The organism is Clostridium tertium, assembly GCF_017873245.1.
Classification (GTDB): Bacteria; Bacillota; Clostridia; order Clostridiales; family Clostridiaceae; genus Clostridium; species Clostridium tertium.
In genome coordinates this window covers 24,733-42,862 of record NZ_JAGGJY010000007.1, presented here as the reverse complement: position 1 = coordinate 42,862, position 18,130 = coordinate 24,733, and the positions used below count along the sequence as shown (strand labels likewise).

Genomic DNA, 18,130 nt, shown 5'->3' with positions numbered 1-18,130 from the left:
TTATGGGGATATTAGATATTTTTAGAAAAAGAAAAAATTACGAAGACGATTATGATGAAGAGTATGAAGATGAATATGAAAAAAAGATAGATGATTTAAAAGAGAATGATTATAAAGAAGAACTTAATTATAAAGAAGAAATAGATTTGAAAGTAGAAAAAAATACTATTGAAAATCTTGAAGAAATAAATTTAAAAGAAGAGGTTAAACTATCAAAGGAAGAAATAGATAACATAATTTCCAGTGAGATTTTAAAGGTAATTGAATTATATGATGATTTCGATCAAGTTAGGATAGTAGCAAGAGAAGCAGCAAATAATATAGGAAGAGAATATTTAAGTGAATTACCAAATTACTTAAATGGAAAAATACATAAGCCAAGTAGGTTTATAGATAAGTACAATGAAATAGGAGAGTGGTCTATAGTTGTTGAAAATTCAGTATTAATGATAATTTACAGCTATAAAGAAGATGCAGTTCCTATTCTAGAGAAAGTTTCACAAAGAAATTCAAATTTAAATTTAAAAGCTACAAATTTATTATGCAAGTTAGCAAGCGAAAATGTAAGAACGGAAGAAATAATTAATTCAATTATGAATAATTTAATTGCGTTTAATGATGAAAATAAAATTATTATTTTAGGATTTATGTCTCAAATTAAAGAAAATAATCAAGTAATTGGATTAATCCAACATTTTTATAAGAGTTTTGTAAAGAATGGAGAAATAGAAAATGCTTATAAGACATTAAAGCATTTAATAAATGCAGCAGAAAGATTTACTAAAGGACATTTGAAATTTCTTAAAGCAATAGCTATGGGCAAAAATGTAATTAACTTAGAAGAAATTATGATGATAGAAGAGGATGATCCAAGGACTGTTTCAATTGATAAAATTGATGATTCTTTAAGAATTGATGCAGCAATGACATATTTTACGTTAGATAATAATGATGCTGATATAAATAGCAAGTTATACTATTTAAGTGAATATTCTTTAGATAAAAACTTAAGAGAAAAAATTAAGATTTTATTAAGTGAGTAGAAAATTTATAAAATATAAATTATATTTAAATTTATGTGCACTAATGAATGCTGAAAAGTAATGGAGGGTGGATTTTGAAAAAGCATAAAACAAGCAGAAGAAGGAAAATGTTAAAACGAAGGATTATTTCGTTAACTATTTTGGGAGTTATAATTGGATTGTTTTTATATACTCCTATTAAAATAAAACACTTTAGTTTATTGCACTCCGAAGCAGAAGCTAGTGAGCGATTTAGTCTTCAAATGGAAGCTATAAATGATTATAAATCTATCAAAGAGAGTTTTAACAATATATATACTACAGATGAAAAGATAAATGAAATTAATAAATTTATAGAAAATATTGAAAAGAATTTATCACAAGGGATAACTGAAGAGTTAGAAAGCTTAATTTCAAACTTAAAATCAAAAATAAATGAATTAAGTGCATCAAATCAAATAGAGCTTGAAAATATGTTTAATGATATAAATGAGGACAACCTAAAAGGTTTTTCAGAAGAAGAAATGAATAAGGTTAATGAACTTGCTGATGAATACAATCAATTATTTAGTGAGAAAAAATATAAACAAGCTAAAGAAACATTAAATTCATTGATTAATTATATAAATGAAACTAAAAAGGTTGCCAATGAAAGACGTATAAAGGAGACATATGAAGAAAAGTCAAATGAAGATGCAAGTGTAAGGGAGCCTAAATATATAAATGGAATTTTAATTGTAAATAAAGAGTTTGGATTACCTGATAGCTTTGCACCAGGAGAAGGGGCAGAAGCAAGGCAAGCATTTGAAAATATGAAGGCAGATGCAGCTAACGAAGGCATTTATTTAAATGCATTTTCAACTTATAGAAGTTATTGGAGTCAAAATAGACTATATTGGAATTATGTATCGAATTATGGGCAAGATCCTACAGATACATTTTCTGCTAAACCTGGATTTAGTGAACATCAAACAGGGCTTGCTTTTGATATAGGTGGTGTTGATAGATCACTTTGGGCAGAAGAAGATTTTAAATATACTGATGAAGCAAAATGGCTTAAAGACAATAGTTATAAATATGGATTTATTTTAAGATATCCGGAAGGTAAGGAATGGAAAACTGGATATATGCATGAGTCATGGCACTTTAGATATATTGGAGTTGATCATAGTAAAAACTTTAAAGATAGTGACTTAACTTTAGAAGAATATTTAGGATTATAATAAAAAGGTAATTTGATTTTAAAATGGACCTTATGTCAAGGACAATTTTATTTATCAAATTACCTTTTTATTATTTATAGAAACTATAAAATATTCTTTTTTATTTTATAGTAAATAAATAAAACTTATAGGTGTTCTATTTATTTACAATTTTAATGTTTTCTACAGTTAAATCTTCTGTTCCTTGAACATATAAATTAGCTCTTTTTAAATCATGAACATAATCTACAACTTCTTGAGTTATTTCCTCTCCAGGACAAAGTACTGGAATTCCAGGAGGATAAGCAAGTAAGAATTCACCAGAAATTTTACCTATGCTTTCATTTAAAGGAATTGAAATTTTATCACTATAAAAAGCTTCTCTTGGATTAAGTATTTTTGTTGGTATAGCAGGAATATCTAAAAAGTCTTGAACAGGTTCCTTTTTACCATAATAATCATTAGATATTTCTTTAAGTGCAGATAGTAATCTATCCATACCTTCTTTAGTATCTCCAAATGAGCCAACCGCTAAAACATTATAAAAATCAGATAATTCCATTTGAATATGATATTTATCTGCAAGGATCATATCAAGTTCAAATCCTGTTATTCCAAGTTCTCTAGAAGAAATAGTAAGTTTTGTAGGATCAAATGAATATGAACCAGGCTTTCCTAGAACTTCTTCTCCAAAGCAATAGAATCCAGGAATTTTATTTATTTCAGCCCTAGTATACTTGCAAAGTTCTATTGTTTTTTGAAGTAAGTCTTTTCCTTCTAATGCAATTTGTCTTCTAGCACAATCTAAAGATGCCATTATTATATATGAAGGAGAAGTTGTCTGCATTAAATTTAAAATTTGCTGAACTCTTTTAGGATCTACATATTTACTTTTAACATGTAATAAAGAGCCTTGAGTTAATGATCCTATTATTTTATGTGTACTTTGAGCACAAATATCAGCACCAGCTTTTAAAGCTGACATAGGTAATTTTTCTGAAAATGCTAAATGAGGACCATGTGCTTCATCTACTATTAATGGAATATCATAGCTATGGACTATATCAGCAATTTTCTTTATGTCGGTTGCAACACCATAATAAGTAGGATTTATAATTAATACAGCTTTAGCATCTGGATTTTCTTTAAGAGTTTTTTCAACAGTTTCAGGAGTTACACCGTGAGCAATTCCTAATTTCTTATCAATTTCAGGTTCCATAAAAACTGGAACAGCGCCACTTAAAATAATACCAGAAGTAACTGATTTATGTACATTTCTAGGAACGATTATTTTATCACCATCATTTACTACTGCAAGGATCATAGCTTGTATAGCACCTGATGTACCGTGAATTGAGAAAAATGAAGCATGTGATTCATAAGCATCAGCTACTAATTCTTGGGCTTTTTTTATAGGGCCAGTAGGGTGATGTAAGCTATCAACTAGTTTAAATACTGTAACATCTATTTTAAATGGATTTTCACCTATAAAATTTTTAAATTCTTTATCTATACCTACTCCCTTTTTGTGTCCAGGAACATGAAATGGTAGCGTGTCTCTATCTACATACTCCTTAAGGGCATCAAAAAGAGGAGTTTCATTTTGATTTAATTTATACAATTTAGAACACCTTCTCTCTTATAAATATTATTGGTTATCCAATAAGTTTTATACAAACAATAATATTATATTTTATTAGTTTAAACTATGCAATAAAATACTCAATTTAATTAAAAGAAATATGTAAAATAGTGAAATTTGAATAAAATATAGTTTTTCTGACAACAATATTTGAAGAGAAGCTGAATAATAGGAGGAATTATCTGTGAATAACTTAAACTTAAATAAGAGAGATTCAAACATATCTAACAATGCAAAGAAGCTAAGAAGAGCTGGAAAGGTTCCAGGAATATTATATGGTAAGAGTTTAAATGATTTTATGTTTGAGGTTGGAGAATTAGAATTATGTAGAGAAATTTCTAAAAATGGAGAGCATGGAGTATTGGATTTCGATTTAAATGGATGTGCTCATAAAGCTTTAATTAAAGATGTTCAAAGAGATCCAGTATCACATAAAATAATTCATTTGGACTTAGAAGAATTAGAACAAAATCAAAAAATAGTATCTTCTGTACCAATTCATTATGTGGGCGAAGGTCATTTAGGTAAAAGAGGAATGGTATTACAAAAAGAGAAAGATAGTATAAGAGTAGAATGTACAGCGGATACGTTACCAAAACATGTAGATATAAATATCAATAGAAGTGATGATGGATATGTCTATAGAGTAGGAGATTTAGAAATAGCATCTGAACTTTCAATAATTGATGATTTAAATACTGTAATTGCTTCAGTGAGCTACGAAAGAAAAACTGTAAGTGATGATATGGAAGAAATAGCAGAAGAAAATAGTAAAAATTAATAAAAATAACCTTGAAAAATGTAAAGAGATGCAATATGTTATCCCTTTACATTTTTTTATTCCATAATTAAACTCTTTAGTGTATAATATTACCTGATTATTAGTTTTAGGAGGGGTAGCATGTTATATAGAGAAAAATATAATGATTGGTTAGAATCAAACATAGTTGATGAAAAGATGAAAGATGAATTAAGAGCTATAAAGGACGAAAAGGAAATTGAAGATAGATTTTATAAGGATCTTGAGTTTGGTACAGGTGGACTTAGAGGTGTAATTGGTGCAGGAAGTAATAGAATGAATATATATACTGTTTCCAAAGCAACTCAAGGATTTGCAAATTATTTAAATACAAGATTTGAAAATCCTTCAGTAGCAATAGCATATGATTCTAGAAATATGTCAAAGGAGTTTTCAAAAGCTGCAGCTTTAACTCTTTGCGCAAATAATATCAATGTGTATTTGTATGAAGGTTTAAGACCAACTCCAATGCTTTCTTTTGCAGTAAGACATTTAAATTGTACTGGTGGTATTGTTGTTACAGCTTCACATAATCCTAAAGAGTATAACGGTTATAAGGTTTATGATGAGTTTGGTGGTCAAGTTACTGATGAAAAAGCTAACATAATAATAAGTGAAGTTAATAAAATAGATAGTTTTGATAAGATAAATACAGTGGATGAGGAAGAAGCTTTAGCAAAAGGATTGCTAAAATATATTGGAGAAGAAGTAGATAAAGCTTATATTGATTCAGTAAAAGGTTTAACTATTAGAAAAGAACTAGTAAAAGAAAATGCTAGTGATTTAAAGGTTATATATACTCCAATACATGGATCAGGAAACATGCCAGTAAGAAGAATTCTTAATGAACTTGGATACACTGGGGTATCGGTAGTTAAAGAACAAGAAATGCCAGATGGAAACTTCCCAACTGCATCATATCCAAACCCAGAAGAACCAGCAGTATTTAAATTAGCATTAGAAATGGCTAAAACTGAAAATCCAGATGTTATTTTTGCAACAGACCCAGATGCAGATAGAATTGGTGTTGTTGTAAAAGATAGTGAAGGTGAATATAGAGTATTAACTGGAAATCAAACAGGATTATTGTTAACTCAATATATTTTAGATGCTTTAAAAGAAGAAGGAAGGCTGCCAGAAGATGGAGTTATAATTAAAACTATAGTAACTACAGATGGTGCTAAGAAAATTGCTGAAGCATATAATATTGAGCTTATGGAAGTATTAACTGGATTTAAATATATTGGTGAAAAGATTCAAGGATTTGAAGTTAATAAAGATAAGACTTATATTTTTGGATTTGAAGAAAGTTATGGATATTTAGCAGGAGATTTTGTTAGAGATAAAGATGCTGTAATAGCAGCTATGCTAATAGCGGAAATGACTTTATTCTATAAGGAAAAAGGAAAAAGTCTTTATGATGGTTTAGTAGAGTTATATGAAAAGTATGGATACTTTAAAGAAACTCTAGTATCATTTGAGTTAAAAGGAAAAGAAGGAAGCGAAAAAATATCTAAGTGTATTGATTCTTTAAGAAATGAAAATCTTGTGGAAGTTAATGGAGTTAAGGTAGTTACAAAATATGATTATAAGTTAGGAACTGAAGAAAATATAAGCAGTGGAGATAAAAAAGAAATAGATCTTCCAAAGTCAAATGTTCTAAAGTTCGTTTTAGAAAATGGTGCATGGTTTGTAGTAAGACCTTCAGGAACAGAGCCAAAAATGAAAGCTTATGTTGCTGTTAAGGGAAATAGCTTAAAAGATTCAGAAGAAAAACTAGAAAGTTTCAAAAATGAAGTAGTAAGTTTAATCAATTCTAAGTTAAATTAAATATAAAAAGTTATATAGTTATGATAGTAGGGTAAGTTATTATGTTAATAGCTTACCTTATTTTATATAATAAAGTATAACCTTAAAACTTATAAAATATGAAAGTGCTTTATATAAAATTTCAAGTTTAAATTATAAGTATATTTGTTTAAAAATGGCTAGTTTTATTAAAGGGTACGTAGTCATTAATTTGGAATGAATAAAAAGCTGTGTAATAAAAACTTATCAAATTACTTCAAGTTACTGTAAGTAAACTTTGGATATTAACTTTCTTATTTGAAAGCTTTAAAAATATATAGTATTATTTATAATAAAGCTATTTTTAAGGAGGTATCTGTATTGGATTATAATGCAGCATTTAAAGAAAAGTTAGGTAAGTTATTATTTTTAGAAATGGATAAAGAGGGGTTTAAAGAAAGTGTACATATTCCTACTTATGTAGATTTTAAAAATAAAGATTTATATTTACCTATTTCTCCAGAATATATAACATCAAATGTTAATAATGAAGTTAAAATTAAAAATTTACCTATATATTATTTTATAGAAGGAATGTTTTTTGCAATAGGAGCAGATGAAAATTTAAGATTTAATGAAGATTATGAAACTATATTAACATATATTAAGGATACAGAAAATTGTATAAAAAGTATAATTTCTAAAAAAATAAATGATGAGAAATTAATAGATGCTTATTTACTTTTAAAAGGATTTTATAGATATTCAAAAGATATGGATGTTATGAAAAAACTTTTATTAGTTGGTGAAAATTTAAGAGAAAAGGATAGTGCTTTTAAAGATATTTTATTGCAAGATATAGAATATTGTGAAGAAAATTCTTTAAAAGTCCCGGAAGCATATCTTTATAAGACTTTGATATTAAAAGATGATGGGGACTTTAAAGGAGCAAATGTTGCAATTAATGAGTATTTAAATAATGGTGGTAAAAAAACAGAAGAGGTAAGTATATTAATTGATGATATAACTAATATATCAAATTATGAAATTGCAATAGAACATTTAAAAGACGATCCAGTTAAAACAGTAAAATTATTACTTGAATTACTAGAAAAATTTGAAAATAATCCATTGGTTTATTATTATTTAGGTGTTGCTTATAGAAAACTTGAAAATTATGAAAAAGCTATTTATTATTTAAATGAAAGTTTAGGAAGAGAAAGTGGAATATATGAAGTAGTTGTAGAGCTTGGAATAAACTATGCGTGTATAAATGACTTTGAAAGTGCAATTAAATACTTTAAGAAGGCTTTTGAAGTTACAAAAGAAGTAGAAATATGTACAAATATTGTTATGTGCTATATAAATTTAAATAATTTAGAAGAAGCTAAATTGCATCTTGATATAGCTAAAAAATTAGATCCAGAAGATGAAATTGTAAAAGACTTAGAAAAGATGTTAAACAAATAGTTATATTTTGCGAAGCAAAATAGTGAAGAGTGAAATAGTTAATAGGGAAAAAGTTAAGGAGAAAATCCTTACAGGATTTTTTTGAATAAAAGGTGTTTTGCACTTATAGATTAAATTTTGCGTAGCAAAATATCCTAAGCTTTTCACTCTTTCACTCCTAACTTTTCACTAATAAATTGCTTCGCAATTTTTAACTTTAGTAAGTTAGATAAATATGGTATTATAATTATGAATAATTTTACTTATGTATTATTAAGGAGAAAAGATGAAAGATAATGATTTTATTAATGTATTAGGATATAAAGTATATAAAAATAAATTACTAGATGCTTTAAAATATATTGATAAGCTTGATAAGGTTCATATAATATCAGGAAATCCAGAAGTGCTATACACAGGACTTTATAATAAGGAATTATTAGAAAACTTTAAAAGTGATAAAGCATTTATAATACCAGATGGTGTGGGCCTTCAAATTGCAGCTAAATACTTAAAGACTCCTGTTGAAGAAAAAATAGCAGGAATAGATTTAATGAAAAGAATAATAAAAAAGTGTTCAAAGGAGAATAAAGGGATATATTTATTAGGAACAAGTGATGAAAATCTTAATGCTTGTGTTGCAAATTTAATGGTTAAGTATCCAAATATAAACATTGTTGGATATAGGAATGGTTTTTTTGATATAGATAAAGTAAATGAAATATTAAATGATATAAAAGAAAAAGAACCATATGCGATTTTTGTAGCTATGGGATGTCCAAGACAAGAAGAGTTTATAGTAAGATATATGGAAGAGTTACCATGTAAAATCTTTATGGGAGTTGGCGGAAGCTTTGATGTGATTGCAGAAAAGGTTAATAGAGCACCTAAGTGGATGATAAAACTTGGATTAGAGTGGCTCTATAGGGTTTCAAAGGAGCCATGGAGGATAAAGAGACTTGGAAGTATTCCTAAGTTTTTATTGCTTGTTGCTAAAAATAAAAAGGTGAAGTATGAGTAAAAATAAGATTTTTAAAGCAACTTTTATAGTAATGGCTATGACTTTATTAAGTAGAATAATAGGTTTTGGTAGGGATATGTTAGCAGCATATCACTTTGGGGTAGAAGGTTCTTATGACATATATGTTGCTTCAGTTGCAATACCTGAGTCGGTATTTATGATAGTTGGGCTTGCAATATCAACTACCTTTATACCAATGTTAAGTGAAATTAAACATAATAAAAGTAAAGAAGAGATGTTTAAGTTTTCAAATAATGTTATTACTATTTTAAGTATATTATCAATATTTATAATTATCTTAGGATTAATATTTACAAAGGAAATAGTTAATATTTTTGTGCCTAAGTTCACTATAGAGCAAATTGAGCTAACTATATTTTTAACTAGAATAACTTTAATAAATATAGTTTTATTATGTGTTAATGCTTGTTTTTTATCAATACTACAAGTGTGTGAAGATTTTATTGTCCCATCAATATTAGGATTGTTTTTTAATCTTCCAATAATAGTTTATTTAGCTTTTTTTGGAGAGGTAAGTATTATAGGATTAACTATTGCAAATATATTAGGAAATTTATTAAGAGTATTAGTTCAAATCCCATCTTTATATAAGCAAGGTTATAAATTAAAGTTATATATAGATTTGAAAGATGAAAAGCTTAGAAATATGATGATTTTAATACTTCCAGTTATAGTTGGAGCTGGAGCAAATTCAATTAATATGTTAGTAGATAAAAGCTTGGCATCAGGATTAACTACAGGTGCAATGGCCTCATTAGAATACTCTCAAAGAATAGTTACATTTGCAAATACAGCAATAACAACATCAATAGTATCAGTAGTTTATCCTTTAATGGCAAATAGATTGAATGCTGGAGATAATACTGGATTTATAAAATATTTAACTAAATCAATAGTAATAATATGCTTATTTTTAATTCCTATAACTTTTGGAATGCTATTTTTAAGTAAAGAAATAGTTGCAGTATTTTATGAAAGAGGAAAATTTGATTCAAGTGCTGTTATTTTAACTTCTATGGCATTGCTTGGATATTCCTTGCAACTACCTTTTGCAGGAATAAGAGATATTTTAAATTCTTCATTATTTTCAATGAAAAAAACAAAACTTACTACCATTAATGGAATAATAGGTGTTGTTATAAATATACTTTTAAGTATAATTTTATCTAAATACATAGGGGTGCTGGGGATAGCGATAGCTACATCTGTATCATCTTTAGTAATAGCTTTATTATTATTAAATTCAACTAGAAAGTTAGTTGGAAACTTTAATGTAAAAGAAGTTATTATAAAGATTAGCAAAGTTATACTAAGCTCATCATTAATGATTTTAATTCTTTATTTTGTAAATAATTTATTAGGAATAGAAAGTCCTTTTATTATTATTTTAATTGACGGAAGCTTTGGAGCAATATTATTTATGATTATGTGTAAAATTTTAAAAATAGAAGAATTTGATGAGGCTTTAAATATGATAAAAGGAAAAGTTAAGAAGGAGGTTTAAATTAATAAAATGAAAATATTATTTATTGCATGTTATTCACCATTAATTAACAACTCAGCATCGATTGAAACTCTTCAATATTTAAATAATTTAGCAAAAATTAAAGAGAATACTATTCATTTATTAACTGTAAACTTTCCTTCAAATTCAATTTATTATGATGAACATATATTTAATATGTTAGATAAGAGAATTAAATTACATATAATTTCAGGTGGAAAGTTATTTGAAGCAATAATGCCAAGAAAAACTCAAGAAACAGCAGTTGTTAATGCTAGTTTAGGAAATATTAAAGTTAAAGGTGCTTTAAGAAAGGTGAAAAAGATACTTGCAGTGCCAGATATGTATTTATATTGGGCTTTTCGAGCAAGTAAATATGGCATTGAGCTTATGAAAAAAGAAAGATTTGATGTTATGTTTTCTATGCATGAACCTCCATCTAGTCATATATGTGCATATAAAATTAAGAAGAAATTTCCTAGTCTTAAATGGATAACATATTGGAGTGATCCTTGGCTTAAAGATTCTACTAGAGAAGGATCTGGTTCAATAAGAAGAAATTTTGAGGAAAATTATGAAAGAAATATAATTTCTTTAGCTGATAAATATATTTTTGTTACAAATGCTAATAGGGATGATTATATAGAAACCTATAACATAAAAAAAGAAGATACTTACATTATAACAAGAGGCTATGATGAAAAAATATATTCAGATATAAAAGAAAAGGAAAATCCAAAATTAATTGATAAGAAGAAGATAAATATAGTTTATACTGGAGAAATCTTTTCAAAGCTTAGGGATGTTAGACCATTTATTAAAGTTATAAATAAACTTAAAGTGGAAAATAATAAGCTATATGAAAGTTTAAATATACTTTTCTTTGGAAATATAGACGATGAAAATATTAAAAATGAATTATCAAGTATAAGTAATGTGAAAGTATCAAATAGAATACCTTATAGAGAAGCACTAGCATATATGGTTAATGCTGATATATTATTGCTTTTTGGCAATAAAAATTCAAAGCAAATACCAGCTAAAATATATGATTACTTTGGCTGTAATGGATATGTTCTAGTTGTTTTAGGTGATAAAAATGATCCTATAACTGATGTAGTAAATAATTTAGATAAGTGTAGTATAGCTTTAAATAATGAACAAGAGATTTATAAAAGTATTTCTGAATTATCACAAAAGATTTTAATGGGAAGCAAATCAAATCCAATTAAAGAGTATGAGTGGGAAAATATATCTAAAAGATTAAATTCCATTTTGAAGGGGGAGTAGTTATGCATGTTATGTTTATACCGTCGTGGTATCATAATAAAAGAAACCCCGTGCATGGAAGCTTTTTTAAAGAACAAGCGATAGCACTTAAGGAACGTGGAATAAAAATTACTATTGCTTATAATGAGATTTGGCCATTAACATTAGCTTTTAAGGTAAAAGAAAAAATAGGGTTAAATTATAGTGTTGAAGAAGGCTTAAAAACATATAGATATAAAAATTTTAATTATCTTCCTAAGAATCCTATGATGTTTAAAGTATTTAATAGGAGATTAGAGAAGTTATATAAGGAAGTAGTGAAAAAAGAAGGTAAAGTAGATTTAATACATTGCCAATCTTCATTTTGGGCAGGAATAAGTGCTAATTATATTTCAAAAAAGTATAATATACCATTAATAATAACCGAACATTCTTCTTTGGAGAAAGCAATATATATAAAAGAAAGTTATAAACCTTTAATAAAAGAATCTTATTTAGAAGCAGATGAATTAATAGCTGTTGGTAATGGGCTAAAGAAAGAAATATCAAAATTTTGTGGAAGGAAAGATATAAAGGTTATACATAACTTAATACCTATAGAAAATTTCTATATAAGTAAAAATAAAAATAAAAATTTCACTTTCTTATCTTTAGCATTTTTGGAAGGTGAAAAAGGGATGGATACTCTTATAAGATCATATGCTAAATACCTAAAGGAAACTGATTCTAAACTTCTAATAGGTGGAGATGGAAGTCAAAAGGATTTTTTAATTAAACTATGCGAAGAGTTGGAAATAAAAAATCAAGTAGAATTTTTGGGCGCTCTGTCTAGGAAAGAAGTTTCGCATTATATGAGTATATGTGATTCTTTTGTATTAGCCTCAAGATACGAAACATTTGGAGTTGTTTATATTGAAGCTTTAGCATCAGGCAAACCAATAATAGGAACTTATAATGGTGGTGCTGAAGATATTATAAATTCTAAAAATGGATTGATTGTTAAAGTTGACGATGTTGATGAATTAGGGAATGCAATGAAATATATAATGGAAAATAGTAATTCTTATAATGCAGAAGATATAAGAATAGACTGTATAGAAAAATTCTCTAAAGAAAAAATAACAAATGAAATACTAGAAATTTATAATTTAGTATTAGATAGGAGAAGTTAATTATGTTGTTTAAAGATTATACTGTAGATAAATTTATATTAGAATTATCTTCAGATGCGCCTTCTCCAGGAGGTGGAAGTACTGCTGCATTAGTAGCGGCGTTATCTAGTAGTTTAAACTCTATGGTTTATTCATTAACAATAGGTAAAAAGGTTTTTGAAAAATTAAGTGACAATGAAAAAAATAAGATGGTTAAACTACAAGAAGAAGCTAAAGAGTTTATTAAGAAAGCTCAAAATTTCATGGAACAAGATAGAGATGATTTTTTAAGTTTAATGGATAGCTATAAATTACCTAAGAATAATGAAGAGGAAAATATAATAAGGAAAGAAAAAATTAAAGAAAACACCATGAAAGCAATGAAAACACCGTTATTATTAGCAGAAGAGTGTATTAAGTTTTATGATAATATTGAATTTGCAATTAAACATGGTAATAAAAATTTGATTTCTGATGCTGGTGTTGCAACTGTTTTATTACACTCAGCAATAGAAAGTTCAATAATTAATGTAAAAGTTAATTTGAACTTTTTAAAGGAAGAAGAATTTTGTGAAGAAATAGAAAATAAATGTAAGAGTATCCTTAATATTTCTTATGTGAAAAAATGTAATTTAATGAATGAAGTTGAAAATATAATATATCCTAAAAAAATATAGTCTCAAAAGAGACTATATTTTTTTAAGGTAATTCATTTAAAGATTTAAATTCATAACCTTGAGCTTTAAGTTCTTGAATTACAGTTTTTAATATCTTTGTATTTGTATCAGATACTGCATGTAACAACATTATAGAGCCTGGATGAGCTCCATTTACTATCTTTTTTATTGCAGCCGATTCTTCAGGTTGATTATCAACAAGCCAATCCTTATACGCAAAGCTCCAAAAAATTGTTTTATATTCTAAATCTTGAGTTTTCTTTAAAGAATTTTTAGAATATTTCCCCATTGGAGGTCTAAAAAATTTAGGCATATCTTGTGATGTTAATGCTTTAAATTCTTCTTCTACTTCAGTAAATTCTTTTTTAAATTTTTCAGTATCTAGAATACTAGCCATTGATGGATGATGAGATGTATGATTACAAACTAAATGTCCTTCATCTACCATTCTTTTAACTATTTCAGGTTGTTCCTTTATATAAGGCTTAACTACAAAAAATGCAGCAGGAACTTGTTCATCTTTTAAAATATCTAAAATTTTAGGGGTATTACCATTTTCATAACCCTCATCAAAAGTTAAATATAATACTTTAGAGTTTGTATCACCTACATAATAGGCTCCAAAGTCACTAAAGAAGTCAGCAGATTCTTTTGGAGGTTCTGGAGTTTTACCTTTTTCTCTATTTACAAAATACCAATTTAGCTCTAAATCATCAGATGCTAGAGCATTTGTAGGTATAAAAGAAAAAGTAAAGATAATAATTAAAGATAGTAGAAAAGTAGCAAAAATATTTACTTTTTTCATTAGTTCACCACCTTTTTATAAATAATATCTATTTTTATAAGTTGCTTAAAAAATAGAATTTTTAACTACAACTTATATAAGTTTATTTTTATCTAAAAAAATTCTTTTACACATAGAAATACAATGTATAAATGCTATTAATTGCCGATTATATATGTTTTAGTTAATAATATATATAAGTAACATTATTTTAGAATATGAAATCTTGTCTATAAAATAATATTTAATGAAAAGGTAAAAGAATAAAAATTGAAAAAGTAATGATGTTTTGATAAATAAAACTCAAAATTAAATTTATGAAACTCATATCTAATTCAAAAATTCCTTGAGTTTTTACTCTTTAATTTTTTAATTATTAATTCTTTTATTATTAAAATTCTTTATAACTTATATAATGCTAGCAATTATTTATATTTTTTCATTACTTATAAATTTTCATTATAACTTATATATATTGAAATAATTAATATTGTAGAGTATAATTTTAAGGATATGATTTAAGAGAAGAAAGGAATGTACATAGATGAATTTAGGAATAGTTGGTTTACCAAACGTAGGTAAAAGTACTTTATTTAATGCAATTACAAAAGCTGGAGCAGAGTCAGCAAACTATCCTTTTTGTACTATAGAACCAAATGTTGGAGTAGTTAGTGTACCAGATAAAAGATTAGATGTTTTAGAAAAAATGTATAACACTAAGAAGAAAGTTTATACTGCAGTTGAATTTTATGATATAGCAGGGCTTGTTAAAGGTGCTTCTAAAGGTGAAGGGTTAGGAAATAAGTTTTTATCTCATATAAGAGAAGTTTCTGCAATAGTTCATGTTGTAAGATGTTTTGATGATGGAAATGTTGTACACGTTGAAGGTTCAGTTGATCCAATTAGAGATATAGAAACTATAAATTTAGAACTTATATTTGCTGATTTAGAAGTCCTAGAAAGAAGAATGGAAAGATCAATTAAGCAAGTTAGATCTGGAGATAAAAAGGCTAAGGAAGAATATGCTTTAATGGAAAAGGTTAAAACTCACTTAGAAAAAAACTTACCTATAAGAACATTAGAAGTAACAGAAGAGGAAGAAGAGTTAATAAAAGGATTATTCTTAATAACTTCAAAACCAGTTCTTTATGCATGTAATATATCAGAAGATGATATGATGGAAGGGAATACAAATAATGAGTATGTTCAAAAAGTAAGAGCACATGCAGAAAGTGAAAACTCTGAAGTTGTTGTTGTTTGTGCAAAACTAGAAGAAGAACTATCAGGTTTAGAAGATGAAGAAAAACAAGAAATGTTAAGTGAATATGGCTTAACAGAATCAGGATTAGATAAGCTTATAAGAGCTAGTTATAAATTATTAGGTTTAATAAGCTATTTAACAGCAGGAGTTCAAGAAGTAAGAGCTTGGACTATAAAAGAAGGAACAAAAGCTCCACAAGCAGCTGGTAAGATACATTCAGATATAGAAAGAGGATTTATTAGAGCAGAAATAGTTTCATATAATGATTTAGTAGAATGTGGTTCAGAAGCAGCAGCTAAGGAAAAGGGACTTTATAGATTAGAAGGTAAAGAATATGTTATGAAAGATGGAGATGTAGTAAACTTTAGATTTAATGTTTAATTACTTCTTTAAAAAAGGCTGATTTTGAATCAGCCTTTTTTATTTTTGAAATTAATAATTACAAATTTTATAACTTTTTATTAATTATGTAAAATAAATTCTTAAAAAATCAAATAAACCTTGAAGAATTGGTTGAAATTCTATAAAATAATACTATAGAGTGGTTAAAAGTGGTTAAAAGTGGAGCAAATATATTATTAGTATTATGAGGTAGGGGTAAAGATGTTTATAGGAGAATATCAACATGCGATAGATGCTAAAAATAGAATGATAGTCCCTGTAAAGCTAAGAGAAGGGTTAGGTAATAATTTTGTTATTACTAAAGGCTTAGATGGGTGTCTTTACGCGTATCCAATGGAAGAATGGAGAGCTCTAGAAGTTAAATTAAAATCTTTACCACTTACAAATAAGGATGCAAGAGCATTTGTTAGATTCTTTTTTTCAGGTGCCTGTGAAGTTGAAGTTGACAAACAAGGAAGAGGCTTAATTCCTCAAAATTTAAAGGAATATGCATGTATAGAAAAGGAAATAGTAAGTATAGGAGTATTAACTAGAGTTGAGATTTGGGGTAAGGAAAAATGGCAAGAATATAATGAATCAGATATAGATTTTGATTCTATTGCTGAAAAAATGAGCGATTTAGGAATATAAGGAGTAATATTATGGAATTTAAACATGTATCGGTACTTTTAAATGAGTGCATAGAGGGATTAAATATTAAAGAAGATGGAATATATGTTGATGGAACACTTGGAGGAGGGGGACATTCTTTAGAAATATTAAAAAGGCTATCAAAAGATGGAACTTTAATAGGTGTAGATCAAGATAAAGATGCACTTAAAGCAGCAGGGGAAAGGTTACAAGATTTTGCAAATGTAAAGTTTGTCCATAGTAATTTTTATAATATTGATTCAGTTTTAAATAACTTAGAAATAGAAAAAATAGATGGAATGCTTATGGACCTTGGTGTGTCATCTTATCAATTAGATGAAGGTGATAGAGGATTTAGCTATATGCAAGATGCCCCTTTAGATATGAGAATGAATAGAGAAAGTTCTTTATCTGCATATGAAGTTATAAATGAATATGAAGAGGAAGAAATTTATAGAATAATTAGAGATTATGGTGAAGAAAAATTTGCTAAAAGAATCGCAAGATTTATAGTAGAAAACAGAGAAAATAAACCAATAGAAACTACCTTAGAGTTAGTAGAAATAATAAAAGCTGCTATACCTGCTAAGGCTAGAAGAGAAGGACCACATCCAGCAAAAAGAACTTTTCAAGCTATTAGAATAGAAGTGAATAGTGAATTATCTATATTAAATAAGGCAATTGAAGATGGCGTAAATAGATTAAATAAGGGTGGGAGAATGGCTATAATAACTTTCCATTCTTTAGAGGATAGAATAGTTAAGCTTAAATTTAAGGAATTAGCAACATCATGTACTTGTCCAAAAGAATTTCCAATTTGTGTTTGTGGTGGCAAAGCGAAAGTTAAATTAATTAGTAGAAAGGCTATTGAGCCATCAAAAGAAGAAGTAGAAGAAAATCCTAGAAGTAGAAGTGCTAAATTAAGGGTTATAGAGAGAATTTAAAAAAAGTTAAGTAAAATGTATGGGGGATGTAATAAAATGGTTGAGAGAGAATATGATTATATAAGGGGTAATACAGTATTAACTCCAAAGAGAAAGTATAATGAGATAGACAAGAGAATAGAAAGAGAAAAGCAAGAAAGAAGACAAAGAGAACTACAAAGAAAAGAAAAGGCAGCAAAGAAGGCTACTGTAAAAAGTATATTGCAAGTATCTTGTATTGCTTTAATTTTAGGTGTTAGCACTATTGCAAGGGATGGTAAAGTTTATAGGATGCAAAATGATCTTTCAAAAGTAAAAAGTGAAATAAAGACTGCTACTGCAGAAGGAGAGGCATTAAGGGTAAACTTATTAAGATATTCATCACTAGCAGATATAAAGGATATAGCTAATGAATCTGGAATGAAAATTCCAGAGAAAAATGATTCAGTAGAAGTGGATTTAACTAAAAACTTTTTTGCTAACTTAGGGGAATAAACATAAGTTATAAAATAGTACACTTGCCAAGATAAAGAGTGTTAAGTTTACACTCGACATGTTTTTAAAAAAATTACATGGAGGCATTGA

Annotated in this window: 16 protein-coding genes; 14 read left to right on the top strand and 2 right to left on the bottom strand. The window is 27.1% G+C overall.

What is annotated here, in order from left to right:
- Nucleotides 1–2 precede the first annotated feature (2 nt).
- Complete coding sequence (locus tag J2Z25_RS09230) at nt 3–1,043, top strand: hypothetical protein (protein WP_209740047.1); 1,041 nt, start codon at nt 3–5, stop codon at nt 1,041–1,043.
- Nucleotides 1,044–1,117: 74 nt separating this feature from the next.
- Nucleotides 1,118–2,245 carry a M15 family metallopeptidase gene (locus tag J2Z25_RS09225; protein WP_209740045.1) on the top strand — a complete coding sequence of 376 codons (1,128 nt, stop codon included), beginning with the start codon at nt 1,118–1,120 and terminating at the stop codon, nt 2,243–2,245.
- A gap of 136 nt (nt 2,246–2,381) precedes the next feature.
- Here J2Z25_RS09225 and J2Z25_RS09220 read toward each other — a convergent pair whose 3' ends face one another.
- Entirely contained in the window at nt 2,382–3,845 is a 1,464-nt protein-coding gene (locus tag J2Z25_RS09220) for an aminotransferase class I/II-fold pyridoxal phosphate-dependent enzyme (protein WP_209740043.1), read from the bottom strand.
- Nucleotides 3,846–4,050: 205 nt separating this feature from the next.
- Here J2Z25_RS09220 and J2Z25_RS09215 point away from each other — a divergent pair, with 205 nt between their 5' ends.
- From J2Z25_RS09215 to J2Z25_RS09180, 8 genes are all read left to right on the top strand, one after another.
- Complete coding sequence (locus J2Z25_RS09215) at nt 4,051–4,647, top strand: 50S ribosomal protein L25 (protein WP_209740041.1); 597 nt, start codon at nt 4,051–4,053, stop codon at nt 4,645–4,647.
- A gap of 120 nt (nt 4,648–4,767) precedes the next feature.
- Complete coding sequence (locus J2Z25_RS09210) at nt 4,768–6,495, top strand: phospho-sugar mutase (protein ID WP_209740027.1); 1,728 nt, start codon at nt 4,768–4,770, stop codon at nt 6,493–6,495.
- 339 nt (nt 6,496–6,834) lie between these two features.
- Nucleotides 6,835–7,923: a tetratricopeptide repeat protein gene (locus J2Z25_RS09205; RefSeq protein ID WP_425340181.1), complete on the top strand. Its 1,089-nt coding sequence runs from the start codon at nt 6,835–6,837 to the stop codon at nt 7,921–7,923.
- A gap of 265 nt (nt 7,924–8,188) precedes the next feature.
- Nucleotides 8,189–8,923, top strand: a complete 735-nt coding sequence (locus tag J2Z25_RS09200; RefSeq protein WP_209740025.1) for a WecB/TagA/CpsF family glycosyltransferase — start codon at nt 8,189–8,191, stop codon at nt 8,921–8,923.
- Nucleotides 8,916–10,448, top strand: coding sequence for a murein biosynthesis integral membrane protein MurJ (gene murJ, locus J2Z25_RS09195; protein WP_209740022.1), 1,533 nt, complete (start codon nt 8,916–8,918; stop codon nt 10,446–10,448). The genes J2Z25_RS09200 and murJ overlap by 8 nt, the downstream gene beginning before the upstream one ends.
- A 9-nt stretch (nt 10,449–10,457) precedes the next feature.
- Entirely contained in the window at nt 10,458–11,738 is a 1,281-nt protein-coding gene (locus J2Z25_RS09190) for a glycosyltransferase (RefSeq protein WP_209740019.1), read from the top strand.
- Nucleotides 11,739–11,740: 2 nt separating this feature from the next.
- Complete coding sequence (locus J2Z25_RS09185; RefSeq protein ID WP_195624567.1) at nt 11,741–12,889, top strand: glycosyltransferase; 1,149 nt, start codon at nt 11,741–11,743, stop codon at nt 12,887–12,889.
- A gap of 2 nt (nt 12,890–12,891) precedes the next feature.
- On the top strand, nt 12,892–13,545 hold the full coding sequence (locus tag J2Z25_RS09180; RefSeq protein ID WP_209740016.1) for a cyclodeaminase/cyclohydrolase family protein: 654 nt from the start codon (nt 12,892–12,894) through the stop codon (nt 13,543–13,545).
- A gap of 22 nt (nt 13,546–13,567) precedes the next feature.
- On the opposite strand, the gene pdaA is transcribed toward J2Z25_RS09180, so the two are convergent.
- A complete protein-coding gene (pdaA, locus tag J2Z25_RS09175) occupies nt 13,568–14,350 on the bottom strand; it encodes a delta-lactam-biosynthetic de-N-acetylase (protein WP_142418846.1) in 783 nt (260 codons plus the stop codon).
- A 523-nt stretch (nt 14,351–14,873) separates the two neighbouring features.
- On the opposite strand from pdaA, the gene ychF reads away from it, so the two are divergent.
- The 4 genes from ychF to J2Z25_RS09155 all read left to right on the top strand — a co-directional run bounded on the left by ychF (nt 14,874) and on the right by J2Z25_RS09155 (nt 18,040).
- Nucleotides 14,874–15,971: a redox-regulated ATPase YchF gene (gene ychF, locus J2Z25_RS09170; RefSeq protein ID WP_209740012.1), complete on the top strand. Its 1,098-nt coding sequence runs from the start codon at nt 14,874–14,876 to the stop codon at nt 15,969–15,971.
- A 222-nt stretch (nt 15,972–16,193) separates the two neighbouring features.
- On the top strand, nt 16,194–16,622 hold the full coding sequence (gene mraZ, locus J2Z25_RS09165; RefSeq protein WP_008679194.1) for a division/cell wall cluster transcriptional repressor MraZ: 429 nt from the start codon (nt 16,194–16,196) through the stop codon (nt 16,620–16,622).
- A gap of 11 nt (nt 16,623–16,633) precedes the next feature.
- A complete protein-coding gene (gene rsmH / locus J2Z25_RS09160; protein WP_209740002.1) occupies nt 16,634–17,566 on the top strand; it encodes a 16S rRNA (cytosine(1402)-N(4))-methyltransferase RsmH in 933 nt (310 codons plus the stop codon).
- A gap of 36 nt (nt 17,567–17,602) precedes the next feature.
- Nucleotides 17,603–18,040, top strand: coding sequence for a cell division protein FtsL (locus J2Z25_RS09155; protein WP_209739999.1), 438 nt, complete (start codon nt 17,603–17,605; stop codon nt 18,038–18,040).
- Nucleotides 18,041–18,130 lie beyond the last annotated feature (90 nt).

Coding starts and splice junctions, on each gene's coding strand:
- J2Z25_RS09230 (WP_209740047.1), top strand. CDS start 3: ATGGGGATATTAGATATTTTTAGAAAAAGAAAAAATTACGAAGACGAT.
- mraZ (WP_008679194.1), top strand. CDS start 16,194: ATGTTTATAGGAGAATATCAACATGCGATAGATGCTAAAAATAGAATG.
- J2Z25_RS09210 (WP_209740027.1), top strand. CDS start 4,768: ATGTTATATAGAGAAAAATATAATGATTGGTTAGAATCAAACATAGTT.
- murJ (WP_209740022.1), top strand. CDS start 8,916: ATGAGTAAAAATAAGATTTTTAAAGCAACTTTTATAGTAATGGCTATG.
- J2Z25_RS09190 (WP_209740019.1), top strand. CDS start 10,458: ATGAAAATATTATTTATTGCATGTTATTCACCATTAATTAACAACTCA.
- ychF (WP_209740012.1), top strand. CDS start 14,874: ATGAATTTAGGAATAGTTGGTTTACCAAACGTAGGTAAAAGTACTTTA.
- rsmH (WP_209740002.1), top strand. CDS start 16,634: ATGGAATTTAAACATGTATCGGTACTTTTAAATGAGTGCATAGAGGGA.
- J2Z25_RS09200 (WP_209740025.1), top strand. CDS start 8,189: ATGAAAGATAATGATTTTATTAATGTATTAGGATATAAAGTATATAAA.
- J2Z25_RS09180 (WP_209740016.1), top strand. CDS start 12,892: ATGTTGTTTAAAGATTATACTGTAGATAAATTTATATTAGAATTATCT.
- J2Z25_RS09185 (WP_195624567.1), top strand. CDS start 11,741: ATGCATGTTATGTTTATACCGTCGTGGTATCATAATAAAAGAAACCCC.
- J2Z25_RS09155 (WP_209739999.1), top strand. CDS start 17,603: ATGGTTGAGAGAGAATATGATTATATAAGGGGTAATACAGTATTAACT.
- pdaA (WP_142418846.1), bottom strand. CDS start 14,350: ATGAAAAAAGTAAATATTTTTGCTACTTTTCTACTATCTTTAATTATT.